The sequence below is a fragment of the Pokkaliibacter plantistimulans genome (assembly GCF_003194385.1).
GTDB classification, from domain to species: Bacteria; Pseudomonadota; Gammaproteobacteria; order Pseudomonadales; family Balneatricaceae; genus Pokkaliibacter; species Pokkaliibacter plantistimulans.
In genome coordinates this window covers 57,971-74,727 of record NZ_LAPT01000082.1, presented here as the reverse complement: position 1 = coordinate 74,727, position 16,757 = coordinate 57,971, and the positions used below count along the sequence as shown (strand labels likewise).

Sequence of the window (16,757 nt, the reverse complement as noted above, 5' to 3'; positions counted from 1 at the left end):
AAATAGCTTCACTATTTACCCTGAAAGAGAGGAGATCTGCAGCATGACAGATTCTTCCTGTTGCGATTGCTTAATGCCGACAAGTGCTAGGCTAGAGGGCAAAGCGCCCCACCAGTTGCTGCCCAGACTGGCCAGCTGCGTGCTGGACTGTGCGGTCTGGGCACTGGCGGTGGCCGTCTGGTCAGCGACCTCCCGTACATTTTCCACGCTGCGATTGATCTCTTCTACCACCGTGCTTTGCTGCTCGGCAGCGGTGGCGATCTGCTGGTTCATGTCCTGAATATCGCCGATAGCTCGAGAGATAGCCGTCAGCGCGGTGCCGGTATCGCGGGCCAGGGTGACGGTCTGTTCGGTCAGTGTCCTGCTGTCCTGCATGATCAGCGCGGTATCGTTAGCGCGCCGTTGCAAGGCGGCAATCAGCGCTTCTATTTCTGCTGTTGACTGCTGGGTGCGCTGCGCCAGACCGCGTACTTCATCAGCGACGACGGCAAAACCACGGCCGGCTTCCCCTGCGCGGGCCGCTTCAATGGCCGCATTCAATGCCAGCAGATTGGTCTGTTCGGCGACGGTTTTGATCACATCCAGCACACTGCCAATCTGATTGCTTTCTGCCTTCAGGCTGGCCATCGACTGTACCGAACGCTCCACTTCGGCTGCCAGCCGGTCCATCGAGCTGACTGTCCGGGCGACAACGGCGTCACTGCTATGGGCCTGTTGAGCTGCCTGATTGGCCGCGTTGGCGGCGCGCTCGGCATTCAGTGCCACATCGTTGACCGTGGCGGTCATTTCATTCATGGCGGTAGCCACCAGATGAGTTTCATCCTTCTGGTTGAGCACGCCGTTGCGGGTCTGTTCCGTGACGGCCGACAGTTCTTCGGCGGCACTGGCCAGCTGGCCAACTCCGCTGGAAATATGGCCGATCAGCTCACGCAGACGGTCATTGGTTTGCTGCAAGCCCTGTTGCAGCATGCCCACTTCATCGCGGCGCTCCACGCTGATCTGCTGGCTAAGGTCGCCCTCGGCAATACGGCGCAACTGAGTGACGGTCTGACGCAGGGAGGGCACGATCTGGCGATTGAGGGCCCAGGCCGCCAGAATGCCGAGCAGGATGGCCAGCGCTGCAGTACTGAGCAGGGTAGTGACGGCACTGTGTGATTCGCTGTCGCGACGGCTGATCTGCAATTGATAGAGCTCATTGATGACGCTGAGAACGTCATTGGTGCGTGCGGTCATCTCCTGACGGGCGGCACTGATACGGCGTAAGGCCTGAGTGTAGCTGTCAATGGTCTGACGATAGATGTAAAGCCTGACCAATTTTATCGGGATTAATCGTGCAGACCTAGACGAAAGTCGTAGTGCTAGGGGTTGTGTCCTTAAAAACCACGAGGCAATGAATTGGCTAAATTCTGCATTCTTCATTGTTTGAAAAGCGCAGATCAGGGAAAATACCGGCCAATTTTATTTCTATCCGCAGAGGTCCGCCGTGCCGTGGCCCTTTGCCCTCAGCACAGAAGATTGAATTCCATGTCCACCTTTGTCATGCCGCCTGAAATTGCCAAGCGCCGCACTTTCGCCATCATTTCTCACCCTGACGCCGGTAAGACCACCATTACCGAAAAGTTGCTGCTGATCGGCCAGATCATCCAGCAGGCTGGCACGGTGAAAGGGCGCAAGAGTGATCGTCATGCCACCTCCGACTGGATGAGCATGGAGCAGGAGCGTGGTATCTCCATCACCTCCTCGGTGATGCAGTTCCCCTACAAGGACCGAATCGTCAACCTGCTGGATACCCCCGGTCACGAAGACTTCTCTGAAGACACCTATCGCACGCTGACGGCTGTGGACTCCGCGCTGATGGTGGTAGACGGTGCCAAGGGTGTGGAAGACCGTACCATTAAGCTGATGGAAGTCTGTCGTCTGCGTGACACGCCGATTCTGGCTTTCGTCAACAAAATGGACCGTGACATTCGCGAGCCCATCAGCCTGCTCGACGAAATCGAGGAAGTGCTGAAGATTGAGGCGGCGCCGATCAACTGGCCTATCGATATGGGTAAGCAGTTCAAGGGCGTCTATAACCTGTACACCGATGTGGTGCACGTCTACACCCCTGGCAAGGGCCACACGCTGCAGGACGATATCCAGATTCAGGGTCTGGAAAGTGATGAAGCCAAGCAGTTGCTGGGTGATCTGTGGGCTAACTTTGTTGATGAAATTGAGCTGGTGCGTGGTGCCAGTCACACCTTCAATCTGGAAGCTTACCTGGCAGGTCAGCAGACGCCCGTCTTCTTCGGTACGGCGCTGGGGAACTTCGGTGTGCGCGAAATGCTCGACGGTTTTGTGGAGTGGGCACCCGCCCCGGCCAACCGCAAGACCGAAAGCCGCGAGGTCGCTTCTGCCGAGGAGAAGTTCTCTGGCTTCGTTTTCAAGATTCAGGCCAACATGGACCCGAAACACCGCGACCGTATTGCCTTCCTGCGGGTGTGTTCTGGCAGCTATACCCAGGGTATGAAATTGCGCCATTGCCGTCTTGGTAAGGATGTCCGTATCGCCGATGCAGTGACCTTTATCGCTGGTGAGCGTGAAGCGGTGGAAGAGGCCTGGGCCGGTGACATTATCGGCTTGCACAACCACGGTACTATCCAGATCGGTGATACCTTCACCGAAGGTGAAGAGCTGAAATTCACCGGCATTCCGCACTTTGCGCCTGAACTGTTCCGCCGTGTGCGCCTGCGCGACCCGCTGAAGATGAAACAGCTGCAGAAAGGCTTGCAGCAGTTGTCGGAGGAAGGCGCGACTCAGGTGTTCCAGCCGCTCAACAATAATGACCTGATTCTCGGTGCGGTTGGTGTGCTGCAGTTTGAAGTGGTCGCCTACCGTCTCAAGGACGAATACAAGGTTGAGTGCATCTACGAAGCGGTCAACGTTGCCACCGCCCGTTGGGTCGAGTGCAAGGACAGTAAAAAATTTGAAGAATTCAAGCGCAAATGCGCTGATAACCTGTCACTGGACGGCGGCGGTCTGTTGACTTATCTGGCGCCAACCCGCGTCAATTTGAGCCTGGCTCAGGAACGCTATCCTGACGTGGTCTTCCGCGCGACGCGTGAGCACTGATCAGGCACATTCTGATGCTCATTAGTTCAACAACGAAATGCCCTCAATTTTGAGGGCATTTCGTTTCGGCAGTTGCAAAGCCGCACGACTCCGACTAAATCTGTATCCCTAATGACGTCGTGCCTGTTGATTGATTTACAGCAGGATTTGCAAGGCACGCATCCATCCACCCGAAAGAGCGGTAGTCGGGCAGTAGTCGATGAAAAAGAATTTCCCTGTTACACAAAAAGCTATTCCTTTGAAAGCCGGTCAGGTGCTGATCTCCGGAACAGACCTGAAAGGGGCCGTGACCTATTGCAATGATGACTTTATCGCGGTGAGTGGCTTTTCCCGTGATGAGCTGATTGGTCACAATCACAATATTGTGCGCCATCCGGATGTGCCTCCGGCGGTATACGCGGATCTGTGGCAGAACCTCAAGGCCGGCCGCTCCTGGATGGGTATTGTCAAAAACCGGGCAAAGTCAGGCGACCATTACTGGGTAGATGCCTATATCACACCGGTACTGGAGCAGGGCCGGGTCGTCGGTTACGAGTCTGTGCGCCATCCCGCCTCGGCGGAGCAGATTGCCCGGGCAGAGGTGCTGTATGCCCGCATCAATCAGGGTAAGGCGCCACTGACACGGGCTGAGCAGTTCTCTCCGGTCTGGTGGCCGGTATTCTTTACCCTCGTTGTGGGTTTACTGGGGGTGGTGGTGCGCCAGCTGATTGATGACCCCATGCTGGCATGGGGGCTGGGTATTCTGATCGCGGTACTGGCTGCCGGCGGTGTCTATTATCTGATCAATCAGCAGCTGGCCCGGCTGCTGCCTGACGCACGTGCTGTCTTTCACAATCCGCTGGCCAGCTATATGTATCAGGGCAAGGTCAATCCGTTTACTGATATAGCGACCTCGATGTATGCCCTGAGGAGTCGGGCACGTACGGTGGTACATCGCCTGTCCAGTAGTTCCCGCCATGTGGCCCGTGAAGCGACGCATTCCCAGCAGCGGGTCAGTCAGGTGCAGGCAGGGATACGCAAGCAGCAGTCGCAGGCTGATCAGCTGGCCGCAGCCATGAACGAGATGGCTGCGTCCATCGGCGAAGTGGCTCGGCATGCCCGTGATTCTGCTGAGGTGACAGTACATATTGATCAGCAGGCGGGGGAAAGCCGTCAGGTGCTGGAGCGCACCATCGCCACCATCGAGCAGCTCAATCACAATGTCCAGCACACCTCCGAGGTCGTGGCCAGGCTGGCAACGCAGTCCAACGAGATTGGCAGTTTTGTTGCTGCGATTCATAGCATCGCTGATCAGACCAACCTGCTGGCGCTCAATGCCGCCATTGAAGCGGCACGTGCCGGTGAACAGGGTCGTGGATTTGCTGTGGTGGCAGATGAGGTGCGCAGTCTGGCAACACGTACTCAGGAAGCGACAGAACAGATTCAGGAAATCATCAGCAAGCTGCAGCAGGAGTCCGAGCAGGCTGTGGAGTCCATCAATGCCAGCAGGGCTGGCACTGAGGCCAGTGTGGCGCAGGTGCGTCATGCCGGTGACGTGCTGATTGATATCAGTCATGGCATGAGCGACATCCATCAACGCACGGAGCAGATCGCCACTGCCGCAGAGCAACAGAGCAGTGTGGCTGAAACGATCAACGGCAATGTCACGGAAATATCAGTGACAGCGGATAGTATGACCAGTGAGATAGCCGAAACCGTTGCCTCGGTCGAGCGTGTAGCGGCTCAGGCCAAGGAGCAGGGCTCACTGGCGGAGCGTATGGGGTAAAGTCTGGCAGTCCCATCCTGAGATGCCTTGAGAGCGCTGAGATAGGCGGTATATGACTGATTATGCTGCCTTTTCACAGCGCTTTTTCATGTTATGATCCAACGCGGATCAGGGTTAGGGTAAAGCAATGTCAGATACCACGGCGAAACAGGATCCGGCGTTACGTATTGCGTCGGGTCGTAAGCCATTTGTCGAACCACTGCGTTTGGGGCAACGGCTCAAGGAGATCCGCTTGAGTAATAACTGGACGCTGGAGGATGTCAGCCAGCGTACCGGCTTGGCGCGTTCTACCCTGTCCAAGATTGAGAACGAACAGATTTCCCCGACCTTTACTGCAGTACAGAAACTATCTCATGGTTTGGGTATCGATCTGCCTCAGCTGTTCTCAACGCCCAAGCGCAAGGAAAAGCCGCTGGGCAGGCGTGATCTGACCCGCCTGGGAGAGGGGCGCCCCCATCCCACACCTACTTACGAACATGAGCTGCTTTGCACGGACTTTGCCAACAAGCGCATGATTCCCTTCAAGACCATAGTGCATGCACGCAGTTTCGATGATTTCAGTGAGTGGGTGCGTCATGACGGTGAGGAGTTCCTGCTGGTGCTGGACGGGCAGGTGATGCTCTATACCGAGTTCTATGAGCCCCTTCAGCTGGAAACAGGCGATAGCCTGTACTTTGACAGCAGCATGGGCCATGCGGTGGTATCGGTTAGCAAGGATGATGCGGTCATCCTGTCGGTGTGTTCTTCCTGAGCCCGACGAAATTACGTTGTATTCATCGGTTGTGTACGGCCTGGCGTTGTCACTCAAGGTAAGGAGAGAAAGTGAAGGTTCTGGTAACAGGTGCCCATGGTCAGGCAGGCAGCGCTATCGTTCTGCAATTACATCAGCTGGGATTCAAGGTTGATGCTGCCTCTCATGCCATGCTGGACATTGCCAATCCGGATGCTGTTGCTTCTTACCTGCAGAAATCACGCCCTGATTTTATCGTCAATGCCGCGGGCATGAACGATATCTATCTGGCCGAAAGACAGCCAGAGCGGTGTCGGCAGGTCAATCAGGAAGGTCCGGTGATACTGGCAAGAGAGGCGGAGCATATGGGTATCGGCCTGCTGCATCTGTCCTGCGCACTGGTGTTCGATGGTCTGCTGAAAGTGCCCTACAAAGAAGATGACCCGATTCGTCCGGTCGGCATGCTGGGGGAGACCAAGTGGCTGGGTGAGGAAGGTGTCCGACGCCATTGTATGCGCCACATCATTTTGCGCAGTCACTGGTTGTTCAGTGCCACTGACGCAGGGGAAGTTGCTCAGGTGCTGCGTGATGCCCGTACCCATAAGAGTTTACCGGCGCTGATTGATCACATCGGTCAGCCGACGGCAGCCGCTGATCTGGCCCGTGTCGTGGGGGCTATTCTGCAGCAGCTGGAGTGCGGTGTGACGGAGTGGGGCACCTATCACTACGGCAGCGCCGAATACACGAGCCGCTATGGCTTCTACGAAGCCATTCTGGCTCAGGCCAGACAGTTTATTGCTATTGCTTGTGATGAGCTGGAAAGCCTCAATGCCGAGCAGGCAGATGTGCTCCCTGCGCGCCCCAATCAGACGCGACTGGATTGCCGCAAGATTCGCTATGTCTTTGGTATCGGTCAGCGTCCATGGCGCCAGTATCTGCAGGCGATGCTGACGGAAATGTGTGACCCGATGATTTAGATAGGCTAAGCCGCTGTCACGCTTTGTGGCAGCAATACCGGATCGAAAATGAAAATGCCGCAACAGTGCGGCTTTTTCATTTCTTCGTCCAGTGTACCCGCCCCTGGAGGTGAGCAGCTGCTTCGTCGTAGCGTCTGTCAGCTCAGCTCCATGGCAGCGGCGACTTGCTCAGTGCAACGGAGACGATGTAAGCCAGTATCAGCCAGCAGGCGAAAAGGGCTATCACCCTGCTGGCATAGGTTTTTCCACGCTTAAGGGCGACGGTACCCAGGACGATGTAAGCAATCAGTCCCAGCAGCTTGGCAGTTAGCCAACCGGCGCCACTCTGGAAGGGATAGATACCCAGTTGCACAACTAGGCCGATAGCGGTGACCAGCAACAGGGTGTCAATAATGTGTGGCAGAATCCTGACCCACTTCTTTTCCAGCATCGGCGAGCGACGCAGCATCCACATTCCGCGCAGGGTAAAAAGAAAGATGCTGAGAAAAGCGAACAGCATATGGCTGTGTTTGAAGGCGATATACATGCAGGTTCCTTGAGTTGCCTGATGTGAGAGAAGTTCATGATGATTACAGTACGCCACAATATCAGGTTATGGCGCCAAGATTGTGGCGATAATAGCGAAAATTGCTGGATGCCGATATGACGGTGCTGTTATATGGTCGGCTTTGCTTTAAAATGCCCCACCTTATTCAAGGGCCGTTACGACAACAACCATATCGGTCTTCAGTTTAGTAGGTAAAGAGGAGCAAGATGACATCATCCCTGAGTGAAGCCTTTCAGGATATCCGTCCCTACGAGGATGGCGAGGTCAAGGAGGTCATCGCCCGGATTCTGGCTGATCAAGAGTTTATTGATGCCATAGTACGCTTCAAGTATCCCAAACTGCGTAATTATCTCGGCTGGTTGCTTAATCCGGCGGTGGCCTTTGCTCTGCGTCGGCAAGCGAGCAAGATTGGCAATATTCGCGATTTTCAGCGCATCGTCTCCTTTTATATGGATCGGATGATCCATAAAAGCACTACCGGCCTGACGGTCACCGGGATTGATAAGCTGCAGCCCGGCAAGGCTTATCTGTTTATCTCCAACCATCGCGATATCGCCATGGACCCGGCCTTCGTCAACTATGCTCTGTGGCACAACCAGCACGATACGGTACGCATCGCTATTGGTGATAACCTGCTGCGTAAACCGTATGTCAGTGATCTGATGCGGCTGAACAAGAGTTTTATCGTCAAGCGTTCAGCCAAAGGCGTGCGGGAGATGATGGCAACCTACTTGCAGCTGTCTACTTACATCGACAGCTCCATTGCCGATGGCCACTCCATCTGGATTGCACAGCGGGAAGGACGGGCAAAAGACGGCAAGGATCTGACGGATCCGGCCATCATTAAGATGTTCTACATGTTCCGTAAGAAGGAAGGTCTGAGTTTTGCTGAGGCCATGCAGCGTCTGCATATTGTGCCTGTCAGTATCTCCTATGAGTACAATCCCTGTGATCAGTCCATGGCGCGTGAACTCTACGCCCTGGCCGAGCAGGGAGGTTATGAGAAGTCTCAGTTTGAGGATATCCAGAGCATTGTTCGCGGTATCGTCGGCTTCAAAGGTCAGGTGCATGTGGCCTTCGGTGATGAAATTGTTGAGCCGCCGGCCTCACCGGAAGAATTGGCAGAACTGATTGATCGTCAGATTCTGGATAATTACTTCATGCACGGCTCCAACCTGACTGCAGCCAAACGTCTGGGTGTCAGTACTCAACAAGCAGCTTCAGCAGAGCAGCAGACGACCTTTGATGAGCGTCTGGAGGGATTGTCGGAAGGGCAGCGGGCATTCTTTCTGGAAATGTATGCCGCTCCGGTGCGGCGTAAGCTGGCGCTGGAACAACAGTAAGGGAGACCGGTTGTATGGCAGCCTTGATCGCTGGATTGCGTACCTGCATTTTTTACCTGGGATATTTCCCCACGGTAATCAGCTACTCACTGATCTGTGTTGTGTTTTTTGTCTGGGTGCCCTATCGGCTGCGTCACCCTCTGGTGGTGTTATTTAACCGTTTCTTCCTGTGGTGGCTGCGCATCTCTTGTGGTGTACGTTATCAGGTGACCGGAATGGAGCATTTGCCCAGAGATGGTGCCTTTGTGCTCATCAGTAATCACCAGAGCCAGTGGGAAACGTTCTACTTACAAACTTTGCCACGTGCTCTGGTGACCGTGCTGAAAAAAGAGCTGCTGTCCGTGCCATTCTTTGGCTGGGCTCTGCGGCTGTTGCGCCCCATCGCTATTGATCGGTCACAGAAGGCCAATGCTCTGAAGCAGATTCTCAAGCAGGGTAAAGAGCGGCTGGGAGCCGGTGAGGGGTTGTTGATCTTCCCGCAGGGGACTCGGCTTGATCCCGGTGTAGAAGGTACCTATTCGAAAAGCGGAACGGTACTGGCGTGCTCTTCAGGGGTGCCGTTGCTGCCGTTAGTTCATAATGCGGGTACCTGCTGGCCTAACAAACGCTTTATCAAGTTTCCGGGCACGATTCAGATCGTGCTGGGAGCTCCTATCGATACGGTTGGTAAAACCACCGATGAGGTGCATTCTCAGGCTGTCGACTGGATGCAGGCTCAGCTGAAGGCTATGCCTCAGCATCTACCGGGATGATGAGATAACGCATTCCGGGCCGGGAAGGGAATCCCCTTCCCGCTCTTTTCTCCTTGCCACCTCGCTACTTGTCCTTCTCCTCTGTCATCAGCTGCACTCTTGCAAGAGCATGGTGGTGGTGATTCGGCTTGGCATTTACGCTTGCTGCTGGCTAAGGTGTAACAACATGAGGTAGTCGGCCATGTTGTTACCGCATGGCCAGTGAGGAGGGATGCATGATGTGTCGTTGGTTGTGGGGATGGGCGTGTTTCTGGTCCGCTGCTACTGCGCTGGCGCATACCTTACCCTTGGGGGATGGCAAGGTCAGCCAAATACCACAGGCTGGCTATGTGATGGCCTGTCAGTCGGAGCATCGTGGGCGCGGTGCCATGGGGCCAACACCCTGGATTGTCGGCGATCACTGGGATCCAATACAGAAACCGATGGTGCAGGGGCGGCGCTACTGGCATGAAGCTTACATCAATATCAGCGAAGTTATCGCTGGTGTGGTGCAGCAGCGTCATGTCGAAGGCAATGGCCTGCCTGTTAATGCGCCGACGGGGCAGTTTCCCATAGCACAGAGTGATCCTGCCTTTCGTTATGACCGCAACCCAAACCGTATCCGCGCTCAGACTGTGACGTATGACCTTCCCTGGCAGCCAATACTGGCAGCTCAGGCTTCCTGCCTGCCGATGGGGCCGATTGGTATCGCGCTCAATGGGGTGGCGATCTTTAATGCCCTGGATGATCTTGGGCGTGATGCGGTAGCGCATGAGGTGCAGGACAGTTGCCAGGGGCATCCGCAGGAACAGGGAGCGTATCACTACCATGGACCGAGTGACTGCCTGTCGGGCAGCCAGCAGCCTGCCCAGTTACTGGGTTATGCGCTGGACGGATTTGGTATCTACAGTATGTGGGATGAGCAAGGGCGGCAGCTGACCAATGCGGATCTTGATGCCTGTCACGGGCGGACAAGTAAGGTTCGCTGGAATGGTCAGGAAGTCACTATGTATCACTACGTCATGACGGAAGAATATCCCTATACTCTGGGGTGTTTCCGCGGTACACCATTGACGCTGACTCACCTGCGCATGCAGCATCCACCTTTTCCACGTCAGCTACCACCACCGCCGGGTCAGGGGCATCTGCGGCGTCAATGGTAAGGGATGGGCTGTTTTTGGTGGCTATGAAAAACAACAACCCCGCATCTGCGGGGTTGTTGTTTGCTGAGCGTCGGAGTGCGTGCAGGGTTAGCCCTGGTAGCGTCTGAAAATCAGCGTAGCATTAGTGCCACCAAAGCCGAAGCTGTTGGACATGATGCAGTTCAACACCTGCTCTCTGTTGGAGACAGGAATGTTGGCACCGGCCAGAGCAGGGTCAAGGTTGTCGATGTTGGCAGAGCCAGCAATAAAGTTGTTTTCCATCATTAACAGGCTGTAGATAGCTTCCTGTACGCCAGCTGCGCCTAGCGAATGGCCAGACAGAGACTTGGTGGATGTAACAGGAGGCATGTTGTCGCCAAAGACTGCCATCACTGCCTTCATTTCGGCGACATCACCCACTGGGGTGCTGGTGCCGTGGGCATTGATATAGTCGATAGGTATATCCAGGCCTGTCATCGCCTGATGCATGCAGCGTTTGGCACCTTCGCCAGACGGTGCAACCATATCGTAGCCATCAGAGGTTGCGCCATAACCTACCAGTTCAGCGTAGATTTTGGCGCCGCGCGCTTTGGCGTGTTCCAGTTCTTCAAGAACCAGCATGCCTCCACCGCCAGCAATGATGAAACCGTCACGGTCAACATCGTACGCGCGGGAGGCTTTTTCTGGGGTTTCGTTGTATTTGGTAGACAAGGCGCCCATTGCATCGAACAGCACCGTTTGCGCCCAGTGCAGTTCTTCACCGCCACCCGCAAACACGATGTCTTGCTTACCCAGTTGGATCAGCTCCATACCATTGCCGATACAGTGTGCGCTGGTGGCACAGGCTGAGGTGATGGAGTAGTTCACACCCTTGATTTTGAAGGGGGTCGCCAAACATGCCGATACAGTGCTGCCCATGGTGCGGGTAACACGATAGGGGCCAACTTTGCGCACGCCTTTTTCGCGCGCCAAGTCGCCAGACTCGATGATATTGGCGGATGAGGCACCACCGGAGCCTGCAATCAGACCGGTCCGTTCACTGGAAACCATTTCTGGGCTGAGGCCAGCATCTTCAATAGCCTGTGCCATCGACAGATAGGCAAAGCCTGCTGCGTCACCCATGAAGCGACGCAGTTTACGGTCAATGGCTTCATCCAGATTGACGTCCGGACGGCCGGCAATATGGCTACGAAAGCCCATTTCTGCATATTCAGGTTGAAAGGAAATGCCGGAACGGCCCTGCTGCAGAGAGTCCAGTACAGTAGCCTTATCGTTGCCCAGGCAGGACACGATACCCATTCCGGTAACAACAACGCGTCGCATTAAAGCGCCCTCATGTCAAGTAACTTGACCCAGCACTCGAACGTGCCAGGGCAGGATCAGAATTGGTCGGTAGTGGTAAACAGACCTACACGCAGATCCTTCGCACTGTAAATCTCGCGTCCGTCTACATACATATGGCCATCGGCAATACCCATGACCAGTTTGCGCTCGATAACACGCTTCAGGTTAAGTCGATAGCTGACGGTTTTGGCAGTTGGCAGTACCTGGCCAAAAAAGCGTACTTCGCCAGCACCCAAAGCGCGGCCGCGACCAGGGTTGCCTTTCCACGCAAGGAAGAAGCCAACGATCTGCCACATGGCGTCGAGACCCAGGCAGCCGGGCATCACAGGATCGCCAGGGAAGTGGCAGCCAAAGAACCAAAGGTCAGGGTTGATGTCCAGCTCTGCGACGATTTCCCCTTTGCCGAAATCACCACCGACTTCGGAGATATGAGTGACTCGGTCCAGCATCAGCATGTTACCGATTGGCAGCTGAGCGTTGCCTGGGCCGAACATCTCACCATGGCCACACTGAAGTAGCTCTTCACGGGTAAAAGAGGAGGGTCTGGTCATCGATATTTACTTTCCATTCCTTATTTAACTTTGTCAGCGGCAACAGTGATATTTTTCTATCGGCTGACAAATAAACCGCCATTATATACATCCTCGGCTAGTGATGGCAGAGGCAATGTGAATGGATGCTTATTTGCTGCGCCGCACAGCGGCGTGGGCAAGATTGATCATTGCGGCCTTATAGGTAGACTCAGGCAGAAAAGCCAGACACTCCAGAGCAAGGTCACGCTCTTCTTCGGCCTTGCGCACGGTGTAGTCCAGAGCGCCACAGTCGCGTACACAGGCAGTAATGCGATCCAGCTGCTCAAGGCCACCGTGCTCAATAGCGTTACGAATAAGCTGCGCCTCATCTTCGGCCAGAGTGCGCATGGCGTAGATCAATGGCAGGGTAGGCTTGCCTTCAGCCAGGTCATCACCGACGTTCTTGCCCATCTCTTCGGCATTGCCTGTGTAATCAAGAATGTCGTCCATCAGCTGGAAGGCAGCCCCCAGATGGCGTCCGTAGCGCTGCAGAGCATCGCAGGCGCTGGCAGAGGCGCCGCTTAACTGGGCGGCTGCAAGCGCACTGGCCTCAAACAGCATGGCTGTCTTGCCATGGATCACACGCATGTAATCGGCTTCGGTTGTGTCTGGATTGTTGCAGTTGAGCAGCTGCAACACCTCGCCTTCGGCAATAACATTGGTGGCGTGGGAGATGGTTTTCATGATGTCCATATTGCCGATGGCTACCAGCATCTGGAACGAGCGTGAGTAGAGGAAGTCCCCCACCAGAACACTGGGGGCGTTGCCCCATTCTGCGTTAGCTGTCGGGCGACCGCGACGCATATCGGAGGTGTCCACCACATCGTCATGTAAGAGCGTGGCTGTATGAATAAATTCGATAATGGCGGCCAGAGGGATGTGATCTTTCCCCTGATACTCGCAAGCCATGGCTGTGAGTAGTGTCAGCAGCGGGCGAACGCGCTTGCCGCCACTATTAATGATGTAGTGACCAATGGTCTCGACCAGCGCTACCTCTGAATGCAGATGCTGGAGAATGCACTGGTTGACGGCGGCAAATTCGTCGGCGACGACGGAGTGTAGTTGCTGTGGCTGCATGAGAGTATTCGAAGCTGAAAAACTGCACCCATGCTAGGAAGGGGGGGGTACCCTGTCAAGCACGGTGGTTGCGAGGTTTGCGCCACTTCTGGTTTGCCTATTTACGGCTTGCGTGGGCTGGTGATTTTGCGTACACTTTCGCACCCTAAACCTGCCCGAAATCGCTCCCTATTATATGGTGCTTCCATTAGAAGTAGGTTTCCCTTAGTAGCCGGGTAGGTAAACCATGGAGAAGACAATGTACGCAGTTATCGTAAGCGGCGGCAAACAGTACCGGGTTAAAGCCGGTGAAACCCTGAAGCTCGAAAAGCTGACCGCCGATGTTGGCGCAGCAGTCGAGTTCGACAAGGTGCTGCTGGTTGCAAATGGCGAAGACGTTAAAATCGGCGCCCCTGTAGTTGACGGTGCGAAAGTGAGTGCTGAAGTGGTATCTCACGGTCGTGGCGAGAAAGTGACTACCATCAAGTTCCGCCGCCGTAAGCATCACATGAAGCGCATTGGTCATCGTCAGTGGTTCACTGAAGTGAAAATCACTGGCATCAATGCCTAATGGCGCTTGTTGAATAACGGAGGAAAGTTAAATGGCTCACAAGAAGGCCGCGGGTAGTTCTCGCAACGGTCGCGATTCCGAAAGTAAACGCCTTGGCGTTAAGCGTTTCGGTGGTCAGGTGGTAGACGCTGGTAACATCATTGTTCGTCAGCGTGGTACCCAGTTCTATCCAGGTACTAATGTTGGTCTGGGTAAAGACTTCACTCTGTTTGCCAAGGCAGACGGCGTGGTCAAGTTTGAAGTCAAGGGCCCGAAGAAGCGTAAATACGTTTCTATCGTAGCTGCTTGATAGCTCCGCTCAGCGGACGGAAAAAGCTCTGCCTATGGTGGGGCTTTTTTTGTTTCTGTACCCTGTTCCGACGCGAAATTAATTGGTTAGTGAAGCATTTGTACTCTGTCTGTTGGCGTGGTGTGTCGTCGGGGCGGCAGGGGCGGAAGTGCACAGAGGTAAGTTATGAAGTTTGTTGATGAGGCCAGCATTGTTGTTGAGGCTGGTAAGGGCGGAAACGGATGTATGAGTTTTCGTCGTGAGAAGTTTATTGAAAAAGGCGGACCTGACGGTGGTGATGGCGGTCATGGTGGTTCGGTCTGGATGGAAGCTGATGAGAACCTGAACACGCTGGTTGATTTTCGCTTTGTGCGTCAGTATCGCGCTGAAAGCGGTCAGCCAGGGCAGGGTAAGGATTGTACCGGTAAGGCTGGCGAGGATCTGATCATCAAGGTGCCCGTTGGCACTTCCATCATCGATGAAGATACCGAGGAAGTGCTCGGCGATCTGACTGTGGGTGGTCAGCGGATAAAGGTGGTGCAGGGCGGTTTCCGTGGTTTGGGTAATGCTCGTTTCAAGTCCAGTGTGAATCAGGCGCCTCGACAGACAACCAAGGGTACGCCGGGAGAGAGTCGTAACCTGCGTCTGGAGTTGAAAGTGCTGGCTGATGTCGGCTTGTTAGGTTTGCCTAATGCTGGCAAGTCAACTTTTATTCGCTCTATCTCTTCTGCTAAGCCTAAAGTGGCGGATTATCCGTTCACCACGCTGGTGCCTAATCTAGGTGTGGTGCGTGTGCAGCAGCATCGCAGTTTTGTGGTGGCTGACATACCAGGATTGATTGAGGGGGCTGCTGAGGGGGCTGGATTGGGGATTCGCTTCCTCAAGCACCTGGCGCGTACCCGTTTGTTGCTGCATATCGTTGATATGGCGCCCTGGGATGAATTAACGCCACCAGAAGCTGCGGAAGTCATTGTCAGTGAGCTGGGTAAATTCAGTCAGACTCTGGTTGGGCGTGAGCGCTGGCTGGTGCTGAATAAGCTGGATATGGTGCCGGATGATGAGCGTGACGAGCGCTGCCAGGCGGTCATTGATGCGCTTGACTGGCAGGGGCCGGTATTCCGGATTTCTGCGATCAACGCTGACGGTACGCAGGCGTTGTGTCATGCCATCATGGAGTGGATCGAAGAGCAGGCCGAGGCTGAGGAGCAGAATCCTGAACTGGTAGCAGCCAGAGAGCAGGAGCGTCTGCAGGTTGAGCGTGAGGCGCGTCAGCGTATTGAGGCATTGCGCCGTGCTCACAAAGAGGCTGGCGATAGTGACTTCGACGATGATGACTTCGACGATGATGATTACGACATCGAAGTGGAATACGTGCGTTAAGGAGTAAGCGTGAATAAGCGCGGTAAGCTGGCTCAGTCAAAGCGCTGGGTGGTCAAAATCGGCAGTTCTTTGTTGACCAATGATGGTCGCGGTCTCGACGAGGCGGCGATAGCTGGCTGGGTTGATCAGTTGGCAGCGTTGCACAAAGAAGGGGTGGAGCTGGTGCTGGTCTCTTCGGGGGCGGTGGCGGCAGGTATGTCCCGGCTGGGTTTGAAGGAGCGACCGCGCGAGCTTTTCCAGCTGCAGGCTACCGCTGCCGTAGGGCAGATGGGATTGGTGCAGGTCTGGGAGTCCAGCTTTTCGCGCCACGGGCTGCACACAGCGCAGGTGTTGCTGACGCACGATGACCTTTCCAATCGCACCCGCTATCTGAATGCACGCAGTACCCTGCGTGGTCTGGTTGAGTGGGGAGTGGTGCCGGTCATCAATGAGAACGATACCGTGGTTACCAGTGAAATCTGTTTTGGTGACAACGATACACTCGGGGCACTGGTTGCAAATCTGATAGTGGCTGACGTGTTGGTGATTCTGACGGATCAGCAGGGTTTATTTACCAAAGATCCGCGTAAGCATGTTGATGCTGAGTTTGTGTCTGAAGCGAGTGCGGGTGATGCCTCTCTTGAGGTGATGGCCGGTGGTGGTGCCGGGTTGCTGGGGCGGGGTGGAATGCTGACCAAGGTCAGGGCGGCGAAGGTTGCTGCGCGCTCTGGGGCGGCGACCATTATAGTCAGTGGGCGTGAGCCGGATGTGTTGCGTCGCTTGCATCAGGGTGAAGTGCTGGGCACCATGCTGACATCTGAACAATCACCTCAGGCGGCGCGTAAGCAATGGCTGGCTGGTCATCTGAAAGCTAAAGGAAAGCTGATTCTGGATGCTGGTGCGGTGAGAGCGGTGCGCGAGTCGGGTGTGAGCTTGCTGCCTGTCGGTGTTACTGCGGTGGAAGGTGAGTTTTCTCGTGGTGAAATGGTGCTGTGTGTTGATGCGGCGGGTGAGGTGATTGCACGCGGTCTGGTGGGTTATTCTGCTGAAGAGGCGCGGTTGATTCTCGGTCATTCCTCACGAGAGATTGCTGAGGTGCTGGGTTACAGCGCTGAGCCGGAATTGGTGCACAGGGATAACCTGGTTCTGAGTTGAGTGCTGGTATCGCTTGGAATGTTGTAAAAGAATGGTGGTGGCGTGAGCTGTCACCATTTTTTATATCTGGGGTCTGGTGGGGTTTT

16 protein-coding genes are annotated in these 16,757 nt (G+C 55.0%); 11 read left to right on the top strand and 5 right to left on the bottom strand.

From position 1 onward, the window contains the following. Window positions 1-15 precede the first annotated feature (15 nt). The gene (locus tag WH50_RS16845; protein ID WP_207780356.1) at window positions 16-1,314 is read right to left on the bottom strand and encodes a methyl-accepting chemotaxis protein; all 1,299 of its coding nucleotides are present in this window, start codon (window positions 1,312-1,314) and stop codon (window positions 16-18) included. Window positions 1,315-1,524: 210 nt separating this feature from the next. On the opposite strand from WH50_RS16845, the gene WH50_RS16840 reads away from it, so the two are divergent. From WH50_RS16840 to WH50_RS16825, 4 genes are all read left to right on the top strand, one after another. Next, window positions 1,525-3,111, top strand: a complete 1,587-nt coding sequence (locus WH50_RS16840) for a peptide chain release factor 3 (RefSeq protein ID WP_110188360.1) — start codon at window positions 1,525-1,527, stop codon at window positions 3,109-3,111. A 199-nt stretch (window positions 3,112-3,310) separates the two neighbouring features. Beyond that, entirely contained in the window at window positions 3,311-4,876 is a 1,566-nt protein-coding gene (locus WH50_RS16835) for a methyl-accepting chemotaxis protein (RefSeq protein ID WP_110188358.1), read from the top strand. Between the two features lie 127 nt (window positions 4,877-5,003). Beyond that, a complete protein-coding gene (locus WH50_RS16830; protein ID WP_104151815.1) occupies window positions 5,004-5,627 on the top strand; it encodes a helix-turn-helix domain-containing protein in 624 nt (207 codons plus the stop codon). 71 nt (window positions 5,628-5,698) lie between these two features. After that, window positions 5,699-6,583 (top strand): SDR family oxidoreductase, encoded by an 885-nt coding sequence (locus WH50_RS16825; RefSeq protein ID WP_110188356.1) that lies wholly within the window; start codon window positions 5,699-5,701, stop codon window positions 6,581-6,583. Window positions 6,584-6,725: 142 nt separating this feature from the next. Here the strand turns inward: WH50_RS16825 and WH50_RS16820 are convergent, their stop codons facing one another. Further along, on the bottom strand, window positions 6,726-7,109 hold the full coding sequence (locus WH50_RS16820) for a SirB2 family protein (protein ID WP_110188354.1): 384 nt from the start codon (window positions 7,107-7,109) through the stop codon (window positions 6,726-6,728). Between the two features lie 227 nt (window positions 7,110-7,336). On the opposite strand from WH50_RS16820, the gene WH50_RS16815 reads away from it, so the two are divergent. The 3 genes from WH50_RS16815 (at window position 7,337) to WH50_RS16805 (ending at window position 10,367) form a co-directional block, all read left to right on the top strand. Further along, window positions 7,337-8,473 (top strand): 1-acyl-sn-glycerol-3-phosphate acyltransferase, encoded by a 1,137-nt coding sequence (locus WH50_RS16815; RefSeq protein WP_110188352.1) that lies wholly within the window; start codon window positions 7,337-7,339, stop codon window positions 8,471-8,473. 14 nt (window positions 8,474-8,487) lie between these two features. Next, window positions 8,488-9,225: a lysophospholipid acyltransferase family protein gene (locus WH50_RS16810; protein ID WP_110188350.1), complete on the top strand. Its 738-nt coding sequence runs from the start codon at window positions 8,488-8,490 to the stop codon at window positions 9,223-9,225. Between the two features lie 215 nt (window positions 9,226-9,440). After that, a complete protein-coding gene (locus WH50_RS16805; protein ID WP_207780355.1) occupies window positions 9,441-10,367 on the top strand; it encodes a YHYH protein in 927 nt (308 codons plus the stop codon). Between the two features lie 87 nt (window positions 10,368-10,454). On the opposite strand, the gene fabB is transcribed toward WH50_RS16805, so the two are convergent. The 3 genes from fabB to ispB form a co-directional block, all read right to left on the bottom strand. Beyond that, window positions 10,455-11,669, bottom strand: a complete 1,215-nt coding sequence (fabB, locus tag WH50_RS16800; protein ID WP_110188348.1) for a beta-ketoacyl-ACP synthase I — start codon at window positions 11,667-11,669, stop codon at window positions 10,455-10,457. Between the two features lie 56 nt (window positions 11,670-11,725). Next, window positions 11,726-12,241 carry a 3-hydroxyacyl-[acyl-carrier-protein] dehydratase FabA gene (fabA, locus tag WH50_RS16795; RefSeq protein ID WP_104151808.1) on the bottom strand — a complete coding sequence of 172 codons (516 nt, stop codon included), beginning with the start codon at window positions 12,239-12,241 and terminating at the stop codon, window positions 11,726-11,728. A gap of 129 nt (window positions 12,242-12,370) precedes the next feature. Next, entirely contained in the window at window positions 12,371-13,339 is a 969-nt protein-coding gene (gene ispB, locus WH50_RS16790) for an octaprenyl diphosphate synthase (RefSeq protein ID WP_110188346.1), read from the bottom strand. A gap of 238 nt (window positions 13,340-13,577) precedes the next feature. Between ispB and rplU the strand changes: the two genes are divergently transcribed. The 4 genes from rplU to proB all read left to right on the top strand — a co-directional run bounded on the left by rplU (window position 13,578) and on the right by proB (window position 16,671). Continuing rightward, window positions 13,578-13,889 (top strand): 50S ribosomal protein L21, encoded by a 312-nt coding sequence (gene rplU / locus WH50_RS16785; RefSeq protein WP_104151806.1) that lies wholly within the window; start codon window positions 13,578-13,580, stop codon window positions 13,887-13,889. 31 nt (window positions 13,890-13,920) lie between these two features. Next, window positions 13,921-14,178 carry a 50S ribosomal protein L27 gene (gene rpmA / locus WH50_RS16780; protein WP_104151805.1) on the top strand — a complete coding sequence of 86 codons (258 nt, stop codon included), beginning with the start codon at window positions 13,921-13,923 and terminating at the stop codon, window positions 14,176-14,178. A gap of 165 nt (window positions 14,179-14,343) precedes the next feature. Next, window positions 14,344-15,537 carry an Obg family GTPase CgtA gene (gene cgtA, locus WH50_RS16775; protein ID WP_110188344.1) on the top strand — a complete coding sequence of 398 codons (1,194 nt, stop codon included), beginning with the start codon at window positions 14,344-14,346 and terminating at the stop codon, window positions 15,535-15,537. A 9-nt stretch (window positions 15,538-15,546) separates the two neighbouring features. Beyond that, window positions 15,547-16,671, top strand: a complete 1,125-nt coding sequence (gene proB, locus WH50_RS16770) for a glutamate 5-kinase (RefSeq protein WP_104151803.1) — start codon at window positions 15,547-15,549, stop codon at window positions 16,669-16,671. Window positions 16,672-16,757: the final 86 nt, after the last annotated feature.